A 17,835-nucleotide genomic window follows, 5' to 3' on the forward strand; every position below is an offset into this window, starting at 1 on the left:
GACACCGGAGGGCACCCATGTCCCCAGGTTTGATCATCGCGATCGTGATCGTGGCCGCCGTGGTCGTCGTCGCGGCCGTACTGGCCCCGCGCGCCAGGGGCCGCGGCCCGGGCGGCCTGAAGCGGCGCTTCGGGCCCGAGTACGAGCGTGCCGTCGCCCAGCACGGCGGTGACACGCGGGCGGCCGAGCGGGAGCTCGCCGAGCGGGTGGACCGCCACGGCGGCCTGCGCGAGCGGCCCCTGGAACCGGCGGAGCGCGAACGCTGGGCGGCCCGCTGGACGACCGCGCAGGAACAATTCGTCGACTCGCCACGGGAGTCGGTGACCGAGGCCGACCGGCTGCTCGCCGAACTGGCGGCCGCCCGCGGCTTCCCGGCCGGTGCCGAGTACGAGGACCAGGTGGCCGCGCTCTCGGTGCACCACGCCGACCACGTCGACGGCTACCGCCGCGTCCACCGCGCCGCGTCGGCGCCCGTGGGCGGCACCCCGCAGAGCCGGGCCGGCACTGAGGAGATGCGGACCGCCCTGATCGAGGCCCGCCTCCTCTTCGACGACCTGGTCGCCCCGTCGGCCTCCTCGTCCCGCGAACCCGCCCGCCACCGCACCGCTGTCGGCGCCGACACCGGCGCCCCGGCGCCCGGCTCCGCCGACCAGAGCCGTCCGAAGGAGAGTTGACCGACATGACCGACGCAAGGACAGACCCCACCCACCGCCCGACCGACGACACCCCGGCCTCCGGCGGTGACACGGCGGCGGGACGCGAGGGAACGGCGACCGGCCGGGGTGACGCTACGGCCCCTGGCGGCGACGCGCTGGCGGGACGCGGGGAGAAGGCGACCGGCCGGGGTGATGCCTCGGGCTCCGGTGGTGACACGGTGGCGGGGCGGGAGGGGACGGCGACCGGCCGGGGTGACGCTACGGCCCCTGGCGGTGACGCGCTGGCGGGACGCGGGGAGAAGGCGACCGGCCGGGGTGATGCCTCGGGCTCCGGTGGTGACGTGGTGGCGGGGCGTGAGGGGACGGCGGCAGGCCGGGGTGACGTTACGGCCCCTGGCGGTGACGTGGTGGCGGGGCGGGAGGGGACGGCGGCCGGTCGGGGTGACGCTTCGGCCTCCGGTGGTGACGTGGTGGCGGGGCGGGAGCGGAGGGCGGCCGGTCGGGGTGACGCTTCGGCCTCCGGCCGTGACGCGGTCGTGGGACGGGAGGAGAAGGCGACCGATCAGGGCGACGTCCCGGCGGGACCGGCGGAGCCGTCGCGTGGGGACGGCCGGGAGGCGCCCGGGCCGGCGGGGCTCGTGGCTGGCAGCGGTCCCGGGCGTGAACGGACGGACGCGGGGCGGGGCGGGCGGCTGTTGCCGCACGAGGAGTGCGGACGGCTGGAGCGGCGCCTGCGGCACGCGGTCAGTGGGTTCGTCGACGAGCCGCGGGCCGCTGTCGAGGAGGCCGACCGGGCCGTCGAGGAACTCGGCGCCCGCGTCACCGAGGCCGTCGAACAGCGCCGCCGCACCCTGCGCGGCAGCTGGCGGTCCGGCGGGGAGGCCGACACCGAACAGCTCCGGCTGGCCCTGCGCGACTACCGCGAACTGGCGGACCGGCTGCTAAGCCTGTGACCCAGGGGACCGCGGGGACTCCGGGGCCACTGCGTCCACCGCACCCGCCGCCGTCCGGCGCTCCCGCCACTCCCGTACGACCTCCTCGACGTCGTACGGCTTCTTGCCCAGCGGGGGGCCGGGCGGCGGCTTGAACATCATGTCGCGGATCTTGACGTTGACCTCGGTGATGATCCTGCGGACGATCCGCTCCGAGGGCGCCGCGTAGGCGGCCGCCAGAGCGTCCTCGGCCTCCTTGCGCAGCGCGAGCGTCGGCGGCAGGAACGCGAGGCCCTCGCGGGCCAGTTTCCGCTTGACCCACCACATCTCGTCGTACGGCGCGTCCAGGACGGCCGGCAACGGCTCGCCGGCGCCAGGCAGTTGATCGAACTCACCGCGCCGCTGCGCGTCGTGGATCTGCTTGTCGACCCAGGACTCGAACGGCACCCCGGGTGGCTTTCGCTCGGTCATGACTCCATTGTGCCGGACGTGATCCCGCCGGGCGTTTTATCATGCGGCCGAGATCCAGGAAGGATCTCAGGAAAGACCCAGGAACCGCGCAGGGGGAACGCACGTGCTCGAACTCACCATGGCCTCCGTATCCGGGGCGACGGGCGAGACGGCCGGAATGCTCATGGCCGACGCGCCCAGCGACCCGGGCGCCGTGCTGCGGGTGGGCCGCGACGCCTCCGTCTGCCGGCTCACCACGCCGGACGACTGGCTGTTCGTCTCCCGGGTGCACCTGGAGTTCCTGTGCGGGCCCGAGGGCGGCTGGCAGGTCACCTGGCTGCGCGGCTCCCAGGCCGAACCCTCCTCCGAGGTGCTGCTGAAGGTCGGCGAGTACGCCCAGGCCCTCACCTACGGCGGCACGGTGGCGCTGCCCCGGGGCGGCTCCGGCGAGATCGTCGTCCGGGACCGCACCGCCCCGCGCAGCGTCAACGTGGGCTTCTACCACGAGGGTTGAGCCGCACCCCGCGGGCGCCCCGCGGGACGCCGCTCAGTCGAGCACCCGGGCCAGCGCGAAGCCGTCGTAGCCCTTGCTGCCGACCGTCTGGATCGCCGTGCCGGTCAGCCTCGGGTGGGCGGCGATCAGCTCGATGGCGGCGCGGGTGCCGACCACGTCCGGTTCGGCGCTCTCGGCGTCGACGACCCGGCCGCCGCGCACCACGTTGTCGACGACGATCAGGCTGCCGGTGCGGGTGAGCCGCAGCGCCCACTCCACGTAGTGCGGGTTGTTGGCCTTGTCGGCGTCGATGAAGACCAGGTCGAAGGGGGCCGGGTTCTCGTCGGCGAGCTTGGGCAGCGACTCCAGGGCCGGCCCGACCCGCACCTCGACGACCCGCTCCAGGCCCGCGCGGGCGAGATTGCGGACCGCGACCTCGGCGTGCCGGGCGCTGTACTCCAGCGAGATCAGCCTGCCGTCGGCGGGCAGGGCGCGGGCCAGCCAGATGGTGCTGTAGCCGCCCAGCGTGCCGATCTCCAGGATGTTCCGCGCGTCCTGGATCTGTGCGAGGAGCTGGAGCAGCTTGCCCTGGTTGGCGGTGACGTTGGCGTGCGGGAGTTCGTTGGCCTCGCTCTCGCGCAGGGCCGCCTGGAGCGCCTCGTCGTCCGGTGAGAGGTGGCTGGTGAAGTAGAAGTCGACGTCGTCCCAGAGCTGAGAGCCGCTCATGCGTCCGCTGCCTTTCGCCTGTCCGGGTAGCTGTCCGGTCACAGCTACCTGGATAGCACTACTGAGGCGGCGGACGCGCCGGTGATCCACCGCCCCGTGCCGGACGGAACTCAGCCGATCGGCGCAGGCGGCTCGGGCGGCGCGGGTGGCACGGGCGGGGTCGGCGGCTGTGCCGGGGGCGGGGGCGCCGTCGGCGGTGGCGGCGGTCCGGACGGGCGGCGGGAGCGGTGTACGGCGGCCAGCGAGACGGCCGTGCCGACCAGCAGCAGCGCGCCGCCGACCGTCAGCAGCCAGGCCGGGATACCGGCGACCTCGCGCAGCCGGTCCGTGTAGACGACCTGCCGGAAAGGGGTGTCCGAGGACGCCCGCCGCAGCACGTGGTCGGCGGAGATCCGGGAGGGCCGCGGGAACTCCTGGCCGATCGCCGTCAGGTACGGGGTGCCGGCGGCGAGTTCGCGCAGTTCGCCGGACGGGTGGCTGAGGCGGCCGGCGAAGACGACCCTCGGACGCTCGCCGCCGATCGCGGCGCTCGGCTCCATGCGGTGCGCGGCGAGGACGTACAGGCCGAGCGACTGCGGGGTGGTCGCGAGCCGGGACAGCCGCATCGGGTAGACCGGCCGGTCGCTGGCGAAGGCGAGGTGGAGCGGGTCGAGGGCGCCGTTCAGCGCGGTGTCCGCGGTCTGCGGGGCGAGCTTGACCGCCACGTACTCCCAGCCGTGCCGGACGTACGGCTTCAGGGCGGTGCTGAGGCGGGGCGGGAAGGGGAAGCCGTTGCTGCGCAGCCAGCCGTCCAGGGCGGTGGAGTCGGTGGCGGTCAGCTGGACCACGTCGAACGGGCCGAGCCGCTGGCGGCCGACCACGCCGACGCCGGGGGGCCGGGCGGTGCGCGGCGGGCCGGGGGGCGTGCCGCTGCCGGTGGTCAGGGGCCAGTCGCCGTCCTGGGGCCAGAAGTGGTAGCGGGTGCGGTGGGCCGGGGCGGTGAGGGTGTGCAGCTGGTCGAAGAGGGCGGGGTCGGCGAGGGCGACGGTGGCGCGGTGCGGGACGGGCATGATCCAGGCGGCGCGGTCGGCGTCGCCGGACACGGTCAGCCGCATCACGATCTGTTCGCGGGTGCCGTCCCAGCGCAGGAGCGACTCCTCGCGGGCGACGGCGACCTGCCGGCCGGCGTCGGGGACGAGGGCGCCGCAGGCGCAGGCGTACGCCGGGGCGGCGAGGCTGCCGAGCTGGAGGGCGGCGAGGATGAGGAGGACCGCGAGTAAGTGTCTGCGTTGACGCTGGCCGCTCATGAACCGATGCCCTCCGCCCTACCGTCGATCAGGACTTCAGACGGTATAGCGGAGGGCGTGGTACCAGGAGCCGTTCCGGACAGCCACCGTCTGTCTACCGACGGTACGGACGAGGTGGTCGGTTGGTTCGAAGGCGCAGGTGGGAATGTGCCGGGGGGTTGGGGGGTGGTGGTCGGGTGCGGGTGAGTGGGGGCTGGTCGCGCAGTTCCCCGCGCCCCTGGCGGGGCGCCCGTCCGTGGTCGGTCGGGTGCGGGTCGGTGGGGCTGGTCGCGCCCGCGCGGCGGAGCCCCGTATAGGTGCGGCCCCGCGCCCCCGGCGGGGCGCTGCCGTCAGGTTGCTTCCACAGCGGGTGCCGAGCCCGGAAGGGGCTTGCCCGCCGTCTCCGTCATGCGCCAGGCGGCGAAGCCGCCGATCACTGCCGCGGCCATCATGTAGTAGGCGGGCATCATCATGTTTCCGGTTGCTCCGATGAGGGCGGTGACGACGAGGGGGGTCGTGCCGCCGAAGAGGGAGACGGAGATGTTGAAGCCGATGGAGAGGGAGCCGTAGCGGACGCGGGTGGGGAAGAGGGCGGGGAGGGCGGCGGGCATGGCCGCGGTGAAGCACACCAGGAGGAGGCCGAGGGCGCCCATGCCGAGGGCGACGGCGAGGAGGCTGCCGTCGCGGATGAGGAGGAGCGCGGGGACGGAGAGGAAGAGGAAGCCCGCGCAGCCCGCGGCGATCACCGGGCGGCGGCCGACGCGGTCGGTGAGGGCGCCCGCGAACGGCTGGACGACCATCATCAGCGCCATCACGCCGAGGACGACGAGGAGGCCGTGCGTCTCGTCGTACTTCAGCTCGCTCGTCAGGTAGCTGGGCATGTACGACAGCAGCATGTAGTCCGTGACGTTGAAGACCAGGACCAGGGCCATGCACAGGAGCAGGGCCCGCCACTGGCCGGTGATCATCTCGCGCAGCGGGACCTTGGGGCGGGACCGCTCGGACTTCGCCATCTCCGCGGCGAACGCCGGGGTCTCCTCCAGGCGCATCCGCAGGTAGAGGCCGATGATGCCCATCGGGCCCGCGATCAGGAACGGGATCCGCCAGCCCCAGGCGGTCAGGTCGTCGGAGGAGAGCAGGGCCGTCATCAGGGTCACCAGGCCGGCGCCGCCGATGTAGCCGGCCAGCGTGCCGAACTCCAGCCAGCTGCCGAAGAAGCCGCGCTTCTTGTCCGGGGCGTACTCGGCGATGAACGTGGACGCGCCCGCGTACTCGCCGCCGGTGGAGAAGCCCTGCACCAGGCGGGCGGCGAGAAGCAGGATCGGGGCGCCGACGCCGATCGTCGCGTAGGAGGGGATCAGGCCGATCGCGAAGGTGCCCGCCGCCATCATGATCATGGTCACGGCGAGGACCTTCTGGCGGCCCACCCGGTCGCCGAGCGGGCCGAAGACCAGGCCGCCGAGCGGGCGGACCAGGAAGGCCGCGGCGAACGCGCCGAACGTGGACAGCAGCTGGGCGGTCGGGTTGCCGGACGGGAAGAAGACCTTGCCCAGCGTCACGGCGATGTAGCTGTAGACGCCGAAGTCGAACCACTCCATGGCGTTGCCGAGCGCGGCCGCCTTCACGGCGCGCTTCACCAGCGCGGGGTCGGTGACCGTGGGCGCGGGCGCGGGCGCGGGCGCGGGGGCGGCGGCGCGGGGGCCGGGGACCTGGACGGACGGGGTGACAGCTGTGGCGGTCGCCAAAACGGGGCTCGCCTGCCTTTCGTGGGGGACAAGGGGCACGGCCCGTGCGGCGGCGGACGGGTCGAAAAGTGACCATAGGGGGACTTGGGGGCGTTACGGCCTGTACGTGCTTCGGTGCACGGTGCAGCTAAATGCGGTGTACGCAGGGACGTCTGCCCACTCCTGAGGGCGTACGCGGGGCGCGCACTGTGATCCTTGTCGCGCTCCGTGGAGGCAACCGCACCCCCTGCCCACTATCGTCTTCCGGACCAAACGCGGGCGGACGTCAGGTGAAGAGGGGGTTGCCTGCGTCTCTGTCCAGAGGTGGTGGGAGCCTCATAGGGTTCTCAGAGCGAACGAGCGGTGTGCGGGACGGGGCGGGAGGCCGACGGGGCGTGGCGAACGTGGAGCACAGAGGGCGGACGGGGGACGCCTTCGGTGGGGCGGTGGCCGGTGCGCGGTTCAGGATGGTCCGGCTCGGCCTGTGGGCGGTGGCCGCGGTCCTTGTCGTACGGCAGCTGGCCGTCGTGCTGCGCACGCCGAGCGGGGAACGGCTGACGGACCTGGAGACCTGGGTCGGACCCGAGGGCGTGCTGCACGTCAACGGGTCGCTGTACGACTCGACGCGGTTCACCGGCACCCCCTTCGGGGGGCTGGTGCTCAAGCCGCTCACCCGGGCCGCCGAGCAGGCCCTCGGCTGGGGCTGGACCTTCGGCACCCTGCTGCTGGTGGTCGCCCTCGGGCTGGTCGCCGCCCGGGCGCTGCCCCAGCCGGTGAGCCGCCGTACCGCACTGCTGGCCGCCCCGGTCGCGATCAGCCTGCTGATGCTCTCGCTGCCGGTCCGCAACACCCTCTGGCTCGGCCAGACCAGCATCATCCCGGTGCTTCTGGTGCTGCTCGGCTGCTTCACCGTGCGCGGGGAGCGGAGCAGCGGGCTGTGCATCGGCCTGGCCGCCGCGCTGCAGCCGGCCGTGCTGCTGTTCGCGCCGCTGCTGTGGTTCACCGGCCGCCGCCGGGCCGCCCTCGCCACCGGCGCGACCTTCGCCGCGGGTACGGCGCTGGCCTGGGCGGCGATGCCGCACGACTCGTACACCTACTGGATCCACCACATCGCCGGCACCGGCCTCGGCGGCAAGGCGGACGCGCTCGCCAACCAGTCGCTGCACGGCGCGCTGCTGCGGTTCGGGCTGAGCGGGCCGCTGGAGATCGTCCTGTTCCTGGCGCTCGCCGCGGCCGTGGCCGTCCTCGCGCTGCGCCGCGCGGTGCGCTATGCCCGGGACGGGCAGCTGCTGCTCGCGGTGGCGATCACCGGCTGCGCGGTGGTGGCGGTGTCGCCGGCCGCCTGGCAGCACCAGCTGCTGTGGGTGCTGCTCGCGGTGGTCGGCCGGGCCGGGCGGCGGGCCGCCGACCGCCCGGTGTGGCCGGTCGTGGTCGTCCTGGTGATGACCCTGCCCGCCAAGGCGCTGCTGCCGAACCAGGCGCTGTTCGTGCCCGTCCGCGACAACGCCGTGCTGCTCGCGGCGCTGGCCGCGGCCACGCTCGTCCCCTTCGTGTCCCGGACCGCCCCGGAGTTCGCCCGCCCGGTCCCCACGGACTACGCGGCGCCGGTCCCGTCCCGCTTCCGCCGGATACCGCTGACGTCCTCGCTGCGCCGGGTCCTGACCCGCCCCAACCTCTTCCTCGAACTGCTCGCGATACGGCTCGTCTACTTCGCCTACCAGCAGATCCGGCTCGCCGCCGCCGGGGGAGGGGACGGCACCAGTGGGCGGCTGCGGGCCGAGCGCCACGGGCACCAGATCCACGACATCGAGCGGTTCCTGCACCTCGACATCGAGCACTGGGCCAACCACGCCGTGTTCGGCGTCGGCTGGCTGCGGAGCTTCTTCGACTTCTACTACGAGTCCTTCCACTTCGTGGTGCCGTTGAGCGTGCTCGCGGTCCTGTGCGTCCGCCGGCCGGTCGACTACCGCTGGGCCCGTACCGCCCTCGGCTTCGCCACCGGCTTCGCCCTGATCGGCTTCTGGCTCTACCCGCTGGCCCCGCCCCGGCTGATGCCGGGCCTCGGCATCATCGACACGGTCCACGGCCCGCAGAACTTCGCCAAGCCGGACTACGGCACGCTCACCCAGCTGACCAACCAGTACGCGGCGATGCCCTCGCTGCACTTCGGCTGGTCGCTGTGGTGCGGGATCGTCATCGCCGTGGTCGCCCCGAAGTGGTGGATGAAGGCCCTCGGCCTGCTCCACCCGCTCCTCACGGTGTCGGCGATCATCGCCACCGGCAACCACTGGGTGCTGGACGCGGTGGGAGGTGCGGTGGTCGTCGGCGCGGGCTTCGGGGTCGGCTATCTGCTGCAGGGGCCGCGGGCCCTGCGGGCGGTGGGGGCCGAGAAGGAAGACCGGGAGCCGGTGGTGGCGTCGGCTCCCGGGTGACGCCGGCTGGAAGTGCCGATGCGCTGTCGTTCGTCTGCGGCGCGGTGGGGGCTGGTGGCGCAGTTCCCCGCGCCCCTTTCGGGGCGCTGATCCGCGGGGCGTTTCTCAGAGCCGTTGGATGATCGTCCCGGTCGCCAGGCCGCCGCCCGCGCACATGGTGACCAGGGCGAACTCCTTGTCGGTGCGCTCCAGTTCGTGCAGGGCGGTGGTGATGAGGCGGGCGCCGGTGGAGCCGACCGGGTGGCCGAGGGCGATGGCGCCGCCGTTGACGTTGACCTTGTCGAGGTTCTGCTCGAAGACTTGGGCCCAGCTCAGGACCACGGACGCGAACGCCTCGTTGATCTCGACCAGGTCGATGTCCTTGAGGGACATGCCGGCCTTGCCGAGCACGGCGCGGGTCGCGTCGATCGGGCCGTCGAGGTGGAAGTGCGGGTCGGCGCCGACCAGGGCCTGGGCGACGATCCGGGCCCGGGGGCGGAGTTTCAGGGCGCGGGCCATCCGCTTCGAGGCCCACATGATCGCGGCGGCGCCGTCGGAGATCTGGGAGGAGTTGCCTGCCGTGTGGACGGCGGTGGGCATGACCGGCTTGAGGCCCGCCAGCGCCTCCGCCGACGTGTCCCGCAGCCCCTCGTCCCGGTCGACCAGGCGCCACATGCCCTGCCCCGCGTGCTGCTCCTCCTCCGTCGTCGGCACCTGGACGGCGAAGGTCTCCCGCTTGAAGCGTTCCTCGGCCCAGGCGTGCGCCGCCCGCTCCTGCGAGAGCAGCCCGAGCGCGTCGACGTCCGCGCGGGTCAGGCCCCGGTTGCGGGCGATGCGCTCGGCCGCCTCGAACTGGTTGGGCAGGTCGACGTTCCACTCGTCGGGGAAGGGCTTGCCCGGCCCGTGCTTGGAGCCGGAGCCCAGCGGTACGCGGGACATCGCCTCGACCCCGCAGCTGATCCCGACGTCGATGACGCCGGCGGCGATCATGTTGGCGGTCATGTGCGAGGCCTGCTGGGAGGAGCCGCACTGGCAGTCGACGGTCGTCGCCGCCGTCTCGTACGGCAGCCCCATGGTCAGCCAGGCCGTGCGCGCGGGGTTCATGGACTGCTCGCCGGCGTGGGTCACCGTGCCGCCGACGATCTGCTCGACGCAGTCGGCGGGGATGCCGGTGCGGCCGAGGAGTTCTCGGTAGGTCTCGCCCAGGAGATAGGCGGGATGGAGGTTGGCGAGCGCGCCACCGCGCTTGCCGATGGGGGTGCGTACGGCTTCGACGATCACGGGTTCCGCGGCCATGGGGGCTCGGTCCTCTCCTCGGTCACCCGCGCGGCGCAGGGGCGTCCCGGCCCGGCCCGCCACGCAGAACTAGAACGCGTACTAGTTCTGTGTGCAGTCTGCTGACAGCCTGTCCACAACCGCAAGGGGGTTGCATGCAATTGGAGCGCCCGTGCCCCTTGCGACTTGTAGAACCCGTTATTACCTTCGCGGCAGCCGACCCTTTCTGATGGGTCGTCAGAACCGAAGTCCAGAACGCATGTCCAGGCCCGTACACGGTGGGAGTGAGTCGCCAATGCCCTGTCCCGCGCTGCCCGACGGGTTCGACCTCACCGACCCCGATCTGCTCCACCACCGGGTGCCGCTCCCGGAGTTCGCCGAACTGCGCCAGGCGGAACCGGTCCGCTGGATCGAACAGCCGCACGGCCTCGCCGGGTTCGCGGACGACGGCTACTGGGCCGTCACCCGGCACGCGGACGTCAAGTACGTCTCCACGCACCCCGAGATCTTCTCGTCCTGGCTCAACACGGCGATCATCCGCTTCGGCGAGCACATGCAGCGGGACGCGATCGACGCCCAGCGGCTGATCCTGCTCAACATGGACCCGCCGGAGCACACCCGGGTCCGCCAGATCATCCAGCGCGGCTTCACCCCGCGCTCCATCCGCGCCCTGGAGGAACGGCTGCGCAGCAGGGCCGGGGCGATCGTCGAGGCGGCCCGCGCCCACTCGGGACCCTTCGACTTCGTCACCGAGGTCGCCTGCGAGCTCCCCCTCCAGGCGATCGCCGAGCTGATCGGCATCCCGCAGGACGACCGGGCCAAGATCTTCGACTGGTCCAACAAGATGATCTCGTACGACGACCCGGAGTACGCGATCACCGAGGCGGTGGGCGCCGAGTCCGCCACCGAGCTGATCGCGTACGCGATGAACATGGCCGCCGACCGCAAGCAGTGCCCGGCCAAGGACATCGTCTCCACGCTGGTGGCGGCCGAGGACGAGGGCAACCTGAACTCCGACGAGTTCGGCTTCTTCGTGCTGATGCTCGCGGTGGCCGGCAACGAGACCACCCGCAACGCCATCACCCACGGCATGCACGCGTTCCTGACCCACCCGGACGCCTGGGACCTCTACAAGCGCGAGCGCCCGGCGACCGCCGCCGAGGAGATCGTCCGCTGGGCCACCCCGGTCAACTCCTTCCAGCGCACCGCCACCCAGGACACCGAACTGGGCGGCAAGCTGATCCGCAAGGGCGACCGGGTCGGCGTCTTCTACGCCTCCGCCAACCACGACCCCGAGGTCTTCACCGACCCCGACACCTTCGACATCACCCGCGACCCCAATCCCCACCTCGGCTTCGGCGGCGGCGGCCCGCACTACTGCCTCGGCAAGTCCCTGGCCGTCCTGGAGATCGACCTGATCTTCAACGCCATCGCCGACGCGATGCCGGACCTGCGGCTGGTCAGCGACCCGGACCGGCTCCGCTCGGCGTGGATCAACGGGGTGAAGCACCTCCAGGTCACCACGGAACGGCCGTAGTCCCCTCCGAACCCGGGCCGACGGCTCCCGGCGCCGCCGGCCCGTCCGGGCATACGTCGGCACCCTCGCCCAGAGGAAAGGGGCGAGGGTGCCGGAAGCGCAGGGGAGAGCTGGTCGGGCGGCTCAGTACCAGCCGTTGGCCTGCCAGAAGCTCCAGGCGGCCGTGGGGCTGCCGTAGCGGGAGTTCATGTAGTCCAGACCCCACTTGATCTGGGTGGCCGGGTTGGTCTTCCAGTCGGAGCCGGCGGACGCCATCTTCGAGCCGGGCAGGGCCTGGACCAGGCCGTAGGCGCCGGAGGACGAGTTGGTCGCGGAGGGGTTCCAGCCGCTCTCGTGCGAGACGATCTTGCTGAACGCGTTGAACTGCGCGGCGTCCGGAATCATCTTGTGCGCGATCGCCTGAGCGGAGGAGGCCGAGGTGGTGGCGGCCTGGGCGGGCGCCGCGCTCAGTGCCATACCGGCGGTGGCGGCGGCCACGGCGGCGGCGGTGAGGACCTTCTTCGGGGAAGCGATGCGGCGGATGATGGACACGGACACGGAGAACCTCGTTCGTCGGGGACAGGAAGTCGCCGTGCTCCGGAATCCCGCGGGACGGGTGTCCGTATGCGTCGGCGCCGCGGCCCGCTGTGGGCTCGTGGCGCCTGGCGACGTCGTCCAGACAAGCAGCCCGGAACCTTGCCCGCAATCACCCCTTTTACTAGTGGTGGTCGCATAGGCGCCGATGGTCCGTTGTGTGGCGTGGCTCTCAATGTGCAGGTCAGAGGGCCTGGCGAATCGGATATATGGGAGAAGTCTGGCTACTACTCCGGGTCGTAGGTGACCTGCGTCATGTGGGGTGCTTCACCGGTCGCCTCACCGCGCGCGTACGACGCGTCACGCCCCGGGGCCGTCGAATGTGACCGCGGTCTCGAACGCGGCCCTGCGGGTCGCCCGCCGCAGCGCCCGCAGCAGCGCCGGACCGAGCACCAGGGTGAGGACGACCGTGCACAGGGCCCGGCCCAGGTTCCAGCCCATGGCGGTGGCCAGGCTGTAGGCGAGGAACCGGGCCAGGTTGGCGGCGGGCCCGGCGTCCGGGTCGAAGGCGATGTTCGAGGCGGTACCGCTCAGCAGCGGCCAGCCCGCCAGGTCCACGGTCATGCCGTACGCGAAGGCGGCGACGAAGCCGTAGACCGCCAGCAGCACCAGCTCCGCCCGCCCGCGCAGCCGTCCGGCGCCCGGCAGCAGCCCGGCCCCCATCGTGAACCAGCCCATCGCCAGCATCTGGAACGGCAGCCACGGCCCCACCCCGCCCGTGAGCAGCGCGGACGCGAACATCGTGAGCGAGCCGAGGGTGAACCCGAAGCCAGGCCCGAGCACCCGCCCGCTCAGCACCATCAGGAAGAACATCGGCTCGATCCCGGCGGTGCCCGCGCCGATCGGCCGCAGCGCCGCCCCGGTCGCGGCCAGCACGCCGAGCATGGCCACCGCCTTCGGGCCGAGCCCCGACTCGGAGATCGTCGCCCCGAGCACGGTGACCAGCAGCACCAGCAGACCCGCGAAGAGCCAGGGCGCGTCCTGGGCGTGCGAGGCGATCCGGGAGGAGGGCGGGGCGAGGAAGGGCCAGCCGATCGCGACCACACCGACCGCGCTGACCAGGAGCAGCGCCGCGAGCGAGCGGGGACCGAGCCGCACCGGGTCCGTCATGCCAGCGCCTCCCTCACCTGGGCCGCCGTGAGCCACCGCTGCGGCGCGAGGATCTTCGTCACCTGCGGGGCGAAGGACGGCGAGGAGACGACGATCTCGTCCGTCGGCCCGTCCGCGATCACCTCCCCCTCCGCGAGCAGCACCACCCGGTGCGCGAGCTCGGCGGCCAGCTCCACGTCGTGCGTGGCCAGCACGATCGCGTGCCCGTCCGCCGCGAGCCCGCGCACCACGTCCACCAGCCGGGCCTTCGCCGCGTAGTCCAGCCCCCGGGTCGGCTCGTCGAGCAGGAGCAGCGGCGGCCGGGCGGTCAGGACGACGGCCAGCGCGAGCGCCAGCCGCTGCCCCTCGCTCAGATCACGGGGGTGGGTGCCGTCCGCGACCCCGGGAAGCAGGCCGGACACCAGACCGCGGCAGGTCCCGGGCGCCGCCCCCGCGTCCCGGTCGGCGGCCGCGCACTCGGCGCCCACCGTGTCGGCGTACAGCAGGTCCCGGGGCTCCTGCGGGACCAGTCCGACCAGGCGTACGAGGTCACGCGGGCGCGTCCGATGCGGCACCGCGCCACCGACCCGGACCGTGCCGGAGCCCGGCGCCACCAGTCCGACCAGGGCGCTCAGCAGCGTGGACTTCCCGGCGCCGTTGCGGCCCATGAGGGCCACGGTCTCGCCGGGCGCGACCGTGAGATCGACGTGCCGCAGGGCATCCACCCGGTCCCGGCGGACGGCGAGCGAGCGGACCTCGGCGAGGGCGTCGGCGCGGGACGCCCGACCCTGCGGCGCCGATGCCGATACCGATGCCGATACCGAAGCCGCTGCCGGTGTCGGTGTCGGTGTGCGCTCGGCGAGGCGCTCGCGCAGCCCGCCCGCCTGCCGCCGGGCGTCCCGCACGGTCATCGGCAGCGGCGACCACCCCGCCAGCCGCCCCAGCTCCACCACCGGCGGACACACCGGCGAGACGGCCATCACCTCGGCGGGCGTCCCGCACACCGGCGCCGCCCCGGGCGCCGGGAGCAGCACGACCCGGTCGGCGTACTGCACCACCCGCTCCAGCCGGTGCTCGGCCATGAAGACCGTGGTCCCCAGGTCGTGCACCAGCCGCTGGAGGACGGCCAGCACCTCCTCGGCGGCGGCCGGGTCGAGCGCGGAGGTCGGTTCGTCGAGGACCAGGACCCGGGGGTGCGGAGTGAGCACCGACCCGATCGCGACCCGCTGCCGCTGCCCGCCCGACAGCGTGGCGATCGACCGGCCCCGCAGCTCGGCCAGCCCGAGCAGATCGAGGGTCTCCTCCACCCGCCGCCGCATCACGGCCGGGGCGATCCCCAACGACTCCATCCCGTAGGCGAGTTCCTCCTCCACCGTGTCGGTCACGAAGTGCGCGAGCGGATCCTGCCCCACCGTGCCGACCACATCGGCGAGTTCGCGCGGCCTGTGGGTACGGGTGTCGCGCCCCGCGACCGTCACCCGGCCCCGCAGAGTGCCCCCGGTGAAGTGCGGCACCAGCCCGCTCACGGCGCCCAGCACCGTCGACTTCCCGGTGCCCGACGGCCCCACCAGCAGCACGAGTTCGCCTTCCGGCACTTCGAGGTCGACGCCCCGGACGGCGGGCCCGGCCGCGCCCTCGTACGTCACCGAGACATCCTCGAAACGGATCACGACGGCTCCTTCGGCACGACGAACGCGGGCAGCAGACCCAGCAGCACGGCGGCCGCCGGCCACAGCGGAAGCGTGGGGGCGACCAGCGGTACGACCCCGGGACGCAGCCCGTCCGGATCGCGTACGGCGGCCACGGCGATCAGCGCGGCGACGGCCGCCCCCGCCCCCGACACCAGCCAGGCCCGCGCGTCCCACGGATCCGGCCGGTACCGCGTCCGCATCGAACGCCGGCCGCCGAGCCGCAGCCCCGCCAGCGCGGCGACCACCCCGGCGAGCAGCACGGGCACCCCGTAGCCGCCGCCGTCCGCCGCCAGCAGCCCGTACGTCCCCGCGCAGACGCCCAGCAGACCGCCGAGGGTGAGCGCGGCCGTCGTACGCCGCACCCCGGCGGGGACGTCCGCGCTGCGGCCGTATCCCCGCGCGTCCATCGCGGCGGCCAGGGCGACCGACCGCTCCAACGCGCCCTCCAGCACCGGGAGTCCGACCTGCAGCAGCCCGCGGACCCCCGAATCGGGACGGCCCCGCAGCCTGCGCGCCGCCCGCAGCCGTCGGCCGTCGGCGATCAGGTTCGGCGCGAACGTGAGCGCGACGACCACGGCCACGCCCAGCTCGTACAGGGCCCCGGGCAGCGACTTCAGCAGCCGCGCCGGACTGGCGAGCGCGTTCGCCGCCCCGACGCAGATCAGCAGCGTGGCGATCCGCAGCCCGTCGTACAACGAGAAGACCACCCCCTCGGCGGTGACCCGCCCGCCGAGCCGGATGCCCTGCGCCCAGTGCGGGAGCGGGACTTCGGGAAGGGTGACGAGCGTGTGCGAACCGGGGATCGGCGAGCCGAGGACGACGGTGAACACGAGACGCACGAGGAGAACGGCGAGGGCCAGCTTGGCGAAGCCCGCGTAGGAGCGGGCCCACGGGGCGGACCGGCTCCGGCAGACGGCCACGACGTAAGCGGTCACGCTGATGAGAAGGGCGAGGAGGAGGGGGTTGGCGGTACGGGACGCGGCGACCCCGAGCGAGAGCGACCAGAGCCACCAGGCACCGGGATGAACGGGGGAGCGGTACGGGTGCCGGGGGGTGGGGCGCCCCGTCAGGGGCGCGGGGAACTGCGCGACCAGCCCCCACCCGCCCGCAGCCGAGCGACTGCCGCGTTCACGCATTCTTCCGCCGCCGCGCCTGCCAGAACGCCCCCGCGGCAAGAACCACGACGACTCCCGCCCCGGCCAGCAACCCCACCGACGGCCCGCCACCGCCGCCCGATGTACCGTCCGCCGTCATCGCCTCCCCGCACCCCTTCCCGGGATACCCGGCGATCGCACACAACAACGCGTTCGCGTCGTACCGCAGCGGCTTCGCCACCGCCGCCAGCGCCTCCGCCGTCGTCGCGTCCGCAGCCACCACCGCGCACGCGGTCCGGCGAGCGGGCGGGCGCTCCCCGGACGGCGCGTCGGCCGTCGTACCGAAGTCGACGACCAGCGCCACCCGCTTCTTCCCCGCGACCGCGTCCGTGCTGCCGCAGATGCTCCCGAAGTCCGCCGTCCCGCGCGGCTGCGACGCGTCCGCGGAGTCCTCGCTCACCGCGAACCGGAAACCCTCGACGGAACCGTCGGCGGGCCGCGCCGTGGAGGGCCCCTGGGTGGCGTACGTCCAGCGCGAGCCGTCCCGCTCCCAGAAGGACCAGTAGCGGTACCCGACGGCCTGCGCCGGAACGGCGACCGCGCACAGCGCCACCGCGGCCACGAGCAGCAGCACCGCACGGCGGACGGCGGTCACAGCTGCTGCTGCTTCCGGCGGCCGCTGAGCAGGAAGCCGATGCCGATCCCGGCGACGAGACCGGTGCCGACGATCCACCAGACATTCGTGCCCGACGACTTCTTCCCGTCGTTCTTCTCCTCGGCGTGCCTGGTGGCGGCCGCCACCGGGGCGGGCCCGGTCGCGTTGAGGGCCGTCACCAGGTCCGTACCGCCGAAGTTCCGCGGGTCCTTGCCCATCGCGTGGGCGGCGAAGACCAGTTCGGCGTAGGCCGCGGGCCCGCTCTGCCTCGCCCACCGCACGGAGTTCGCCTCCAGCCAGGCGTACGGCTTCTTCGCGGTCCGCGTCCCGCCCTGCGCGGCCATGGCGACGACCGCGTCGGCGGTGTTGCCGTAGTCCGGCTGGGGCTTGGCGCCGGCGAGCACGGAGACCAGGTGGCCCTTCTCGTCGACGGCGTCGGCGAGGTACGCGGCGCCGTTGCGGGCGACCTCCTGCCGGGTGAGGGCCTGGTCGGAGTCGGCGCAGACGTGGCCGTCCGCCGGGGCCTTCCCGGCCGTCGGCGCGAAGCCCTTGCCGAGGGCGCCGAGCACCCCGGCGGCCGTCGCGTCCGCGTTGGCGGTCAGCTTGCCGTCCTTGCCCGGCTGGTAGGCGAGACCGCCGCCACCGTCCTGGCCGCACCGGATGGACCACGTGGCGAGGAGGCCGTACGGCGACTTGTCCGCGCTCGCGCCGGCCGCCGCGAGCGCGCCGACGACCACGCCGGTGGAGTTGGTGTCGCTGGGCGAGCCCGGGGCGTAGCCCCAGCCGCCGTCCTTGTTCTGCTGCGACTTCAGCCAGGTCACGGCCTTGCCGGCGGCGGCGTCGTGCCCGCCGACGGCCGTCAGCGCCTGTACGGCGGCGGCCGTGCTGTTGGTGTCGACGGTCACCTTGGCGTCGCAGGCCGCCGTCGGCTCGGCGCGGAACGCGGCGAACGCGCCGCTCGCGCACTGCTGCCCGGCCAGCCAGTCCACCGCCTTCGCGGCCGGGGTCACCCCGACCGTGCGCTGCGCGAGCAGGGCGAGCGACTGGCGCCAGACGCCGTCGAACGTGGGGTCCGCGCTGCCGTACAGGCCCGACGGGAGCACGGCCGAGGCGGACGGGGACGGGGTGCCGGCGGCCAGTGCGGCCGTGGCGGGCGTGGCGGCACCGATGACGGCGGTGGCGGCCAGCACCGCGGCGCTGCGGCGGAGGACGTTCATGGTCGGCGGGTGCCTCTCCCTGCGGGGGAGCCGGGCAGCACGGGACA

General features: G+C 73.6%; 16 protein-coding genes. 5 read left to right on the plus strand and 11 right to left on the minus strand.

Annotated elements, in window-relative coordinates; translation table 11 throughout:
- The first annotated feature begins 17 nt into the window (after positions 1-17).
- Positions 18-674, plus strand: coding sequence for a hypothetical protein (locus tag ACIPSJ_RS04765; protein ID WP_359208235.1), 657 nt, complete (start codon positions 18-20; stop codon positions 672-674).
- 5 nt (positions 675-679) lie between these two features.
- Positions 680-1,609, plus strand: a complete 930-nt coding sequence (locus ACIPSJ_RS04770) for a hypothetical protein (protein ID WP_401343388.1) — start codon at positions 680-682, stop codon at positions 1,607-1,609.
- Here ACIPSJ_RS04770 and ACIPSJ_RS04775 read toward each other — a convergent pair.
- Positions 1,598-2,059 (minus strand): DUF1992 domain-containing protein, encoded by a 462-nt coding sequence (locus tag ACIPSJ_RS04775; RefSeq protein ID WP_401343390.1) that lies wholly within the window; start codon positions 2,057-2,059, stop codon positions 1,598-1,600. The genes ACIPSJ_RS04770 and ACIPSJ_RS04775 overlap by 12 nt on opposite strands.
- Before the next feature lie 103 nt (positions 2,060-2,162).
- Here ACIPSJ_RS04775 and ACIPSJ_RS04780 point away from each other — a divergent pair, with 103 nt between their 5' ends.
- Positions 2,163-2,552: a hypothetical protein gene (locus ACIPSJ_RS04780; RefSeq protein WP_359208230.1), complete on the plus strand. Its 390-nt coding sequence runs from the start codon at positions 2,163-2,165 to the stop codon at positions 2,550-2,552.
- 33 nt (positions 2,553-2,585) lie between these two features.
- Here ACIPSJ_RS04780 and ACIPSJ_RS04785 read toward each other — a convergent pair whose 3' ends face one another.
- The 3 genes from ACIPSJ_RS04785 to proP all read right to left on the minus strand — a co-directional run bounded on the left by ACIPSJ_RS04785 (position 2,586) and on the right by proP (position 6,267).
- Positions 2,586-3,257: a class I SAM-dependent methyltransferase gene (locus ACIPSJ_RS04785; RefSeq protein ID WP_390970382.1), complete on the minus strand. Its 672-nt coding sequence runs from the start codon at positions 3,255-3,257 to the stop codon at positions 2,586-2,588.
- A 110-nt stretch (positions 3,258-3,367) separates the two neighbouring features.
- A complete protein-coding gene (locus tag ACIPSJ_RS04790) occupies positions 3,368-4,543 on the minus strand; it encodes a DUF2330 domain-containing protein (protein WP_401343394.1) in 1,176 nt (391 codons plus the stop codon).
- A gap of 329 nt (positions 4,544-4,872) precedes the next feature.
- Positions 4,873-6,267 carry a glycine betaine/L-proline transporter ProP gene (gene proP / locus ACIPSJ_RS04795; RefSeq protein ID WP_401343397.1) on the minus strand — a complete coding sequence of 465 codons (1,395 nt, stop codon included), beginning with the start codon at positions 6,265-6,267 and terminating at the stop codon, positions 4,873-4,875.
- Between the two features lie 374 nt (positions 6,268-6,641).
- Here proP and ACIPSJ_RS04800 point away from each other — a divergent pair, with 374 nt between their 5' ends.
- A complete protein-coding gene (locus tag ACIPSJ_RS04800) occupies positions 6,642-8,678 on the plus strand; it encodes a bifunctional glycosyltransferase 87/phosphatase PAP2 family protein (protein WP_401343399.1) in 2,037 nt (678 codons plus the stop codon).
- 105 nt (positions 8,679-8,783) lie between these two features.
- On the opposite strand, the gene ACIPSJ_RS04805 is transcribed toward ACIPSJ_RS04800, so the two are convergent.
- Complete coding sequence (locus ACIPSJ_RS04805) at positions 8,784-9,953, minus strand: steroid 3-ketoacyl-CoA thiolase (RefSeq protein ID WP_355713001.1); 1,170 nt, start codon at positions 9,951-9,953, stop codon at positions 8,784-8,786.
- 274 nt (positions 9,954-10,227) lie between these two features.
- On the opposite strand from ACIPSJ_RS04805, the gene ACIPSJ_RS04810 reads away from it, so the two are divergent.
- Complete coding sequence (locus tag ACIPSJ_RS04810) at positions 10,228-11,469, plus strand: cytochrome P450 (RefSeq protein ID WP_401343403.1); 1,242 nt, start codon at positions 10,228-10,230, stop codon at positions 11,467-11,469.
- Positions 11,470-11,592: 123 nt separating this feature from the next.
- On the opposite strand, the gene ACIPSJ_RS04815 is transcribed toward ACIPSJ_RS04810, so the two are convergent.
- The 6 genes from ACIPSJ_RS04815 to ACIPSJ_RS04840 all read right to left on the minus strand — a co-directional run bounded on the left by ACIPSJ_RS04815 (position 11,593) and on the right by ACIPSJ_RS04840 (position 17,788).
- Entirely contained in the window at positions 11,593-12,006 is a 414-nt protein-coding gene (locus ACIPSJ_RS04815; RefSeq protein ID WP_355712995.1) for a transglycosylase SLT domain-containing protein, read from the minus strand.
- A 336-nt stretch (positions 12,007-12,342) separates the two neighbouring features.
- Positions 12,343-13,152 carry an ECF transporter S component gene (locus tag ACIPSJ_RS04820; RefSeq protein ID WP_401343407.1) on the minus strand — a complete coding sequence of 270 codons (810 nt, stop codon included), beginning with the start codon at positions 13,150-13,152 and terminating at the stop codon, positions 12,343-12,345.
- Positions 13,149-14,801: an ABC transporter ATP-binding protein gene (locus ACIPSJ_RS04825; RefSeq protein ID WP_401343410.1), complete on the minus strand. Its 1,653-nt coding sequence runs from the start codon at positions 14,799-14,801 to the stop codon at positions 13,149-13,151. The genes ACIPSJ_RS04820 and ACIPSJ_RS04825 overlap by 4 nt, the downstream gene beginning before the upstream one ends.
- Positions 14,798-15,958, minus strand: a complete 1,161-nt coding sequence (locus tag ACIPSJ_RS04830; RefSeq protein WP_401343413.1) for a CbiQ family ECF transporter T component — start codon at positions 15,956-15,958, stop codon at positions 14,798-14,800. The genes ACIPSJ_RS04825 and ACIPSJ_RS04830 overlap by 4 nt, the downstream gene beginning before the upstream one ends.
- A complete protein-coding gene (locus ACIPSJ_RS04835) occupies positions 15,951-16,571 on the minus strand; it encodes an SCO2322 family protein (RefSeq protein ID WP_401343416.1) in 621 nt (206 codons plus the stop codon). The genes ACIPSJ_RS04830 and ACIPSJ_RS04835 overlap by 8 nt, the downstream gene beginning before the upstream one ends.
- A complete protein-coding gene (locus tag ACIPSJ_RS04840; protein WP_401343419.1) occupies positions 16,568-17,788 on the minus strand; it encodes a prenyltransferase/squalene oxidase repeat-containing protein in 1,221 nt (406 codons plus the stop codon). The genes ACIPSJ_RS04835 and ACIPSJ_RS04840 overlap by 4 nt, the downstream gene beginning before the upstream one ends.
- Positions 17,789-17,835: the final 47 nt, after the last annotated feature.

Origin of the sequence: Streptomyces sp. NPDC090088, from assembly GCF_044747345.1 — a bacterium.
Classification (GTDB): Bacteria; Actinomycetota; Actinomycetes; order Streptomycetales; family Streptomycetaceae; genus Streptomyces.

Coding starts and splice junctions, on each gene's coding strand:
- ACIPSJ_RS04765 (WP_359208235.1), top strand. CDS start 18: ATGTCCCCAGGTTTGATCATCGCGATCGTGATCGTGGCCGCCGTGGTC.
- ACIPSJ_RS04770 (WP_401343388.1), top strand. CDS start 680: ATGACCGACGCAAGGACAGACCCCACCCACCGCCCGACCGACGACACC.
- ACIPSJ_RS04775 (WP_401343390.1), bottom strand. CDS start 2,059: ATGACCGAGCGAAAGCCACCCGGGGTGCCGTTCGAGTCCTGGGTCGAC.
- ACIPSJ_RS04785 (WP_390970382.1), bottom strand. CDS start 3,257: ATGAGCGGCTCTCAGCTCTGGGACGACGTCGACTTCTACTTCACCAGC.
- ACIPSJ_RS04790 (WP_401343394.1), bottom strand. CDS start 4,543: ATGAGCGGCCAGCGTCAACGCAGACACTTACTCGCGGTCCTCCTCATC.
- ACIPSJ_RS04805 (WP_355713001.1), bottom strand. CDS start 9,953: ATGGCCGCGGAACCCGTGATCGTCGAAGCCGTACGCACCCCCATCGGC.
- ACIPSJ_RS04810 (WP_401343403.1), top strand. CDS start 10,228: ATGCCCTGTCCCGCGCTGCCCGACGGGTTCGACCTCACCGACCCCGAT.
- ACIPSJ_RS04820 (WP_401343407.1), bottom strand. CDS start 13,152: ATGACGGACCCGGTGCGGCTCGGTCCCCGCTCGCTCGCGGCGCTGCTC.
- ACIPSJ_RS04830 (WP_401343413.1), bottom strand. CDS start 15,958: ATGCGTGAACGCGGCAGTCGCTCGGCTGCGGGCGGGTGGGGGCTGGTC.
- ACIPSJ_RS04840 (WP_401343419.1), bottom strand. CDS start 17,788: ATGAACGTCCTCCGCCGCAGCGCCGCGGTGCTGGCCGCCACCGCCGTC.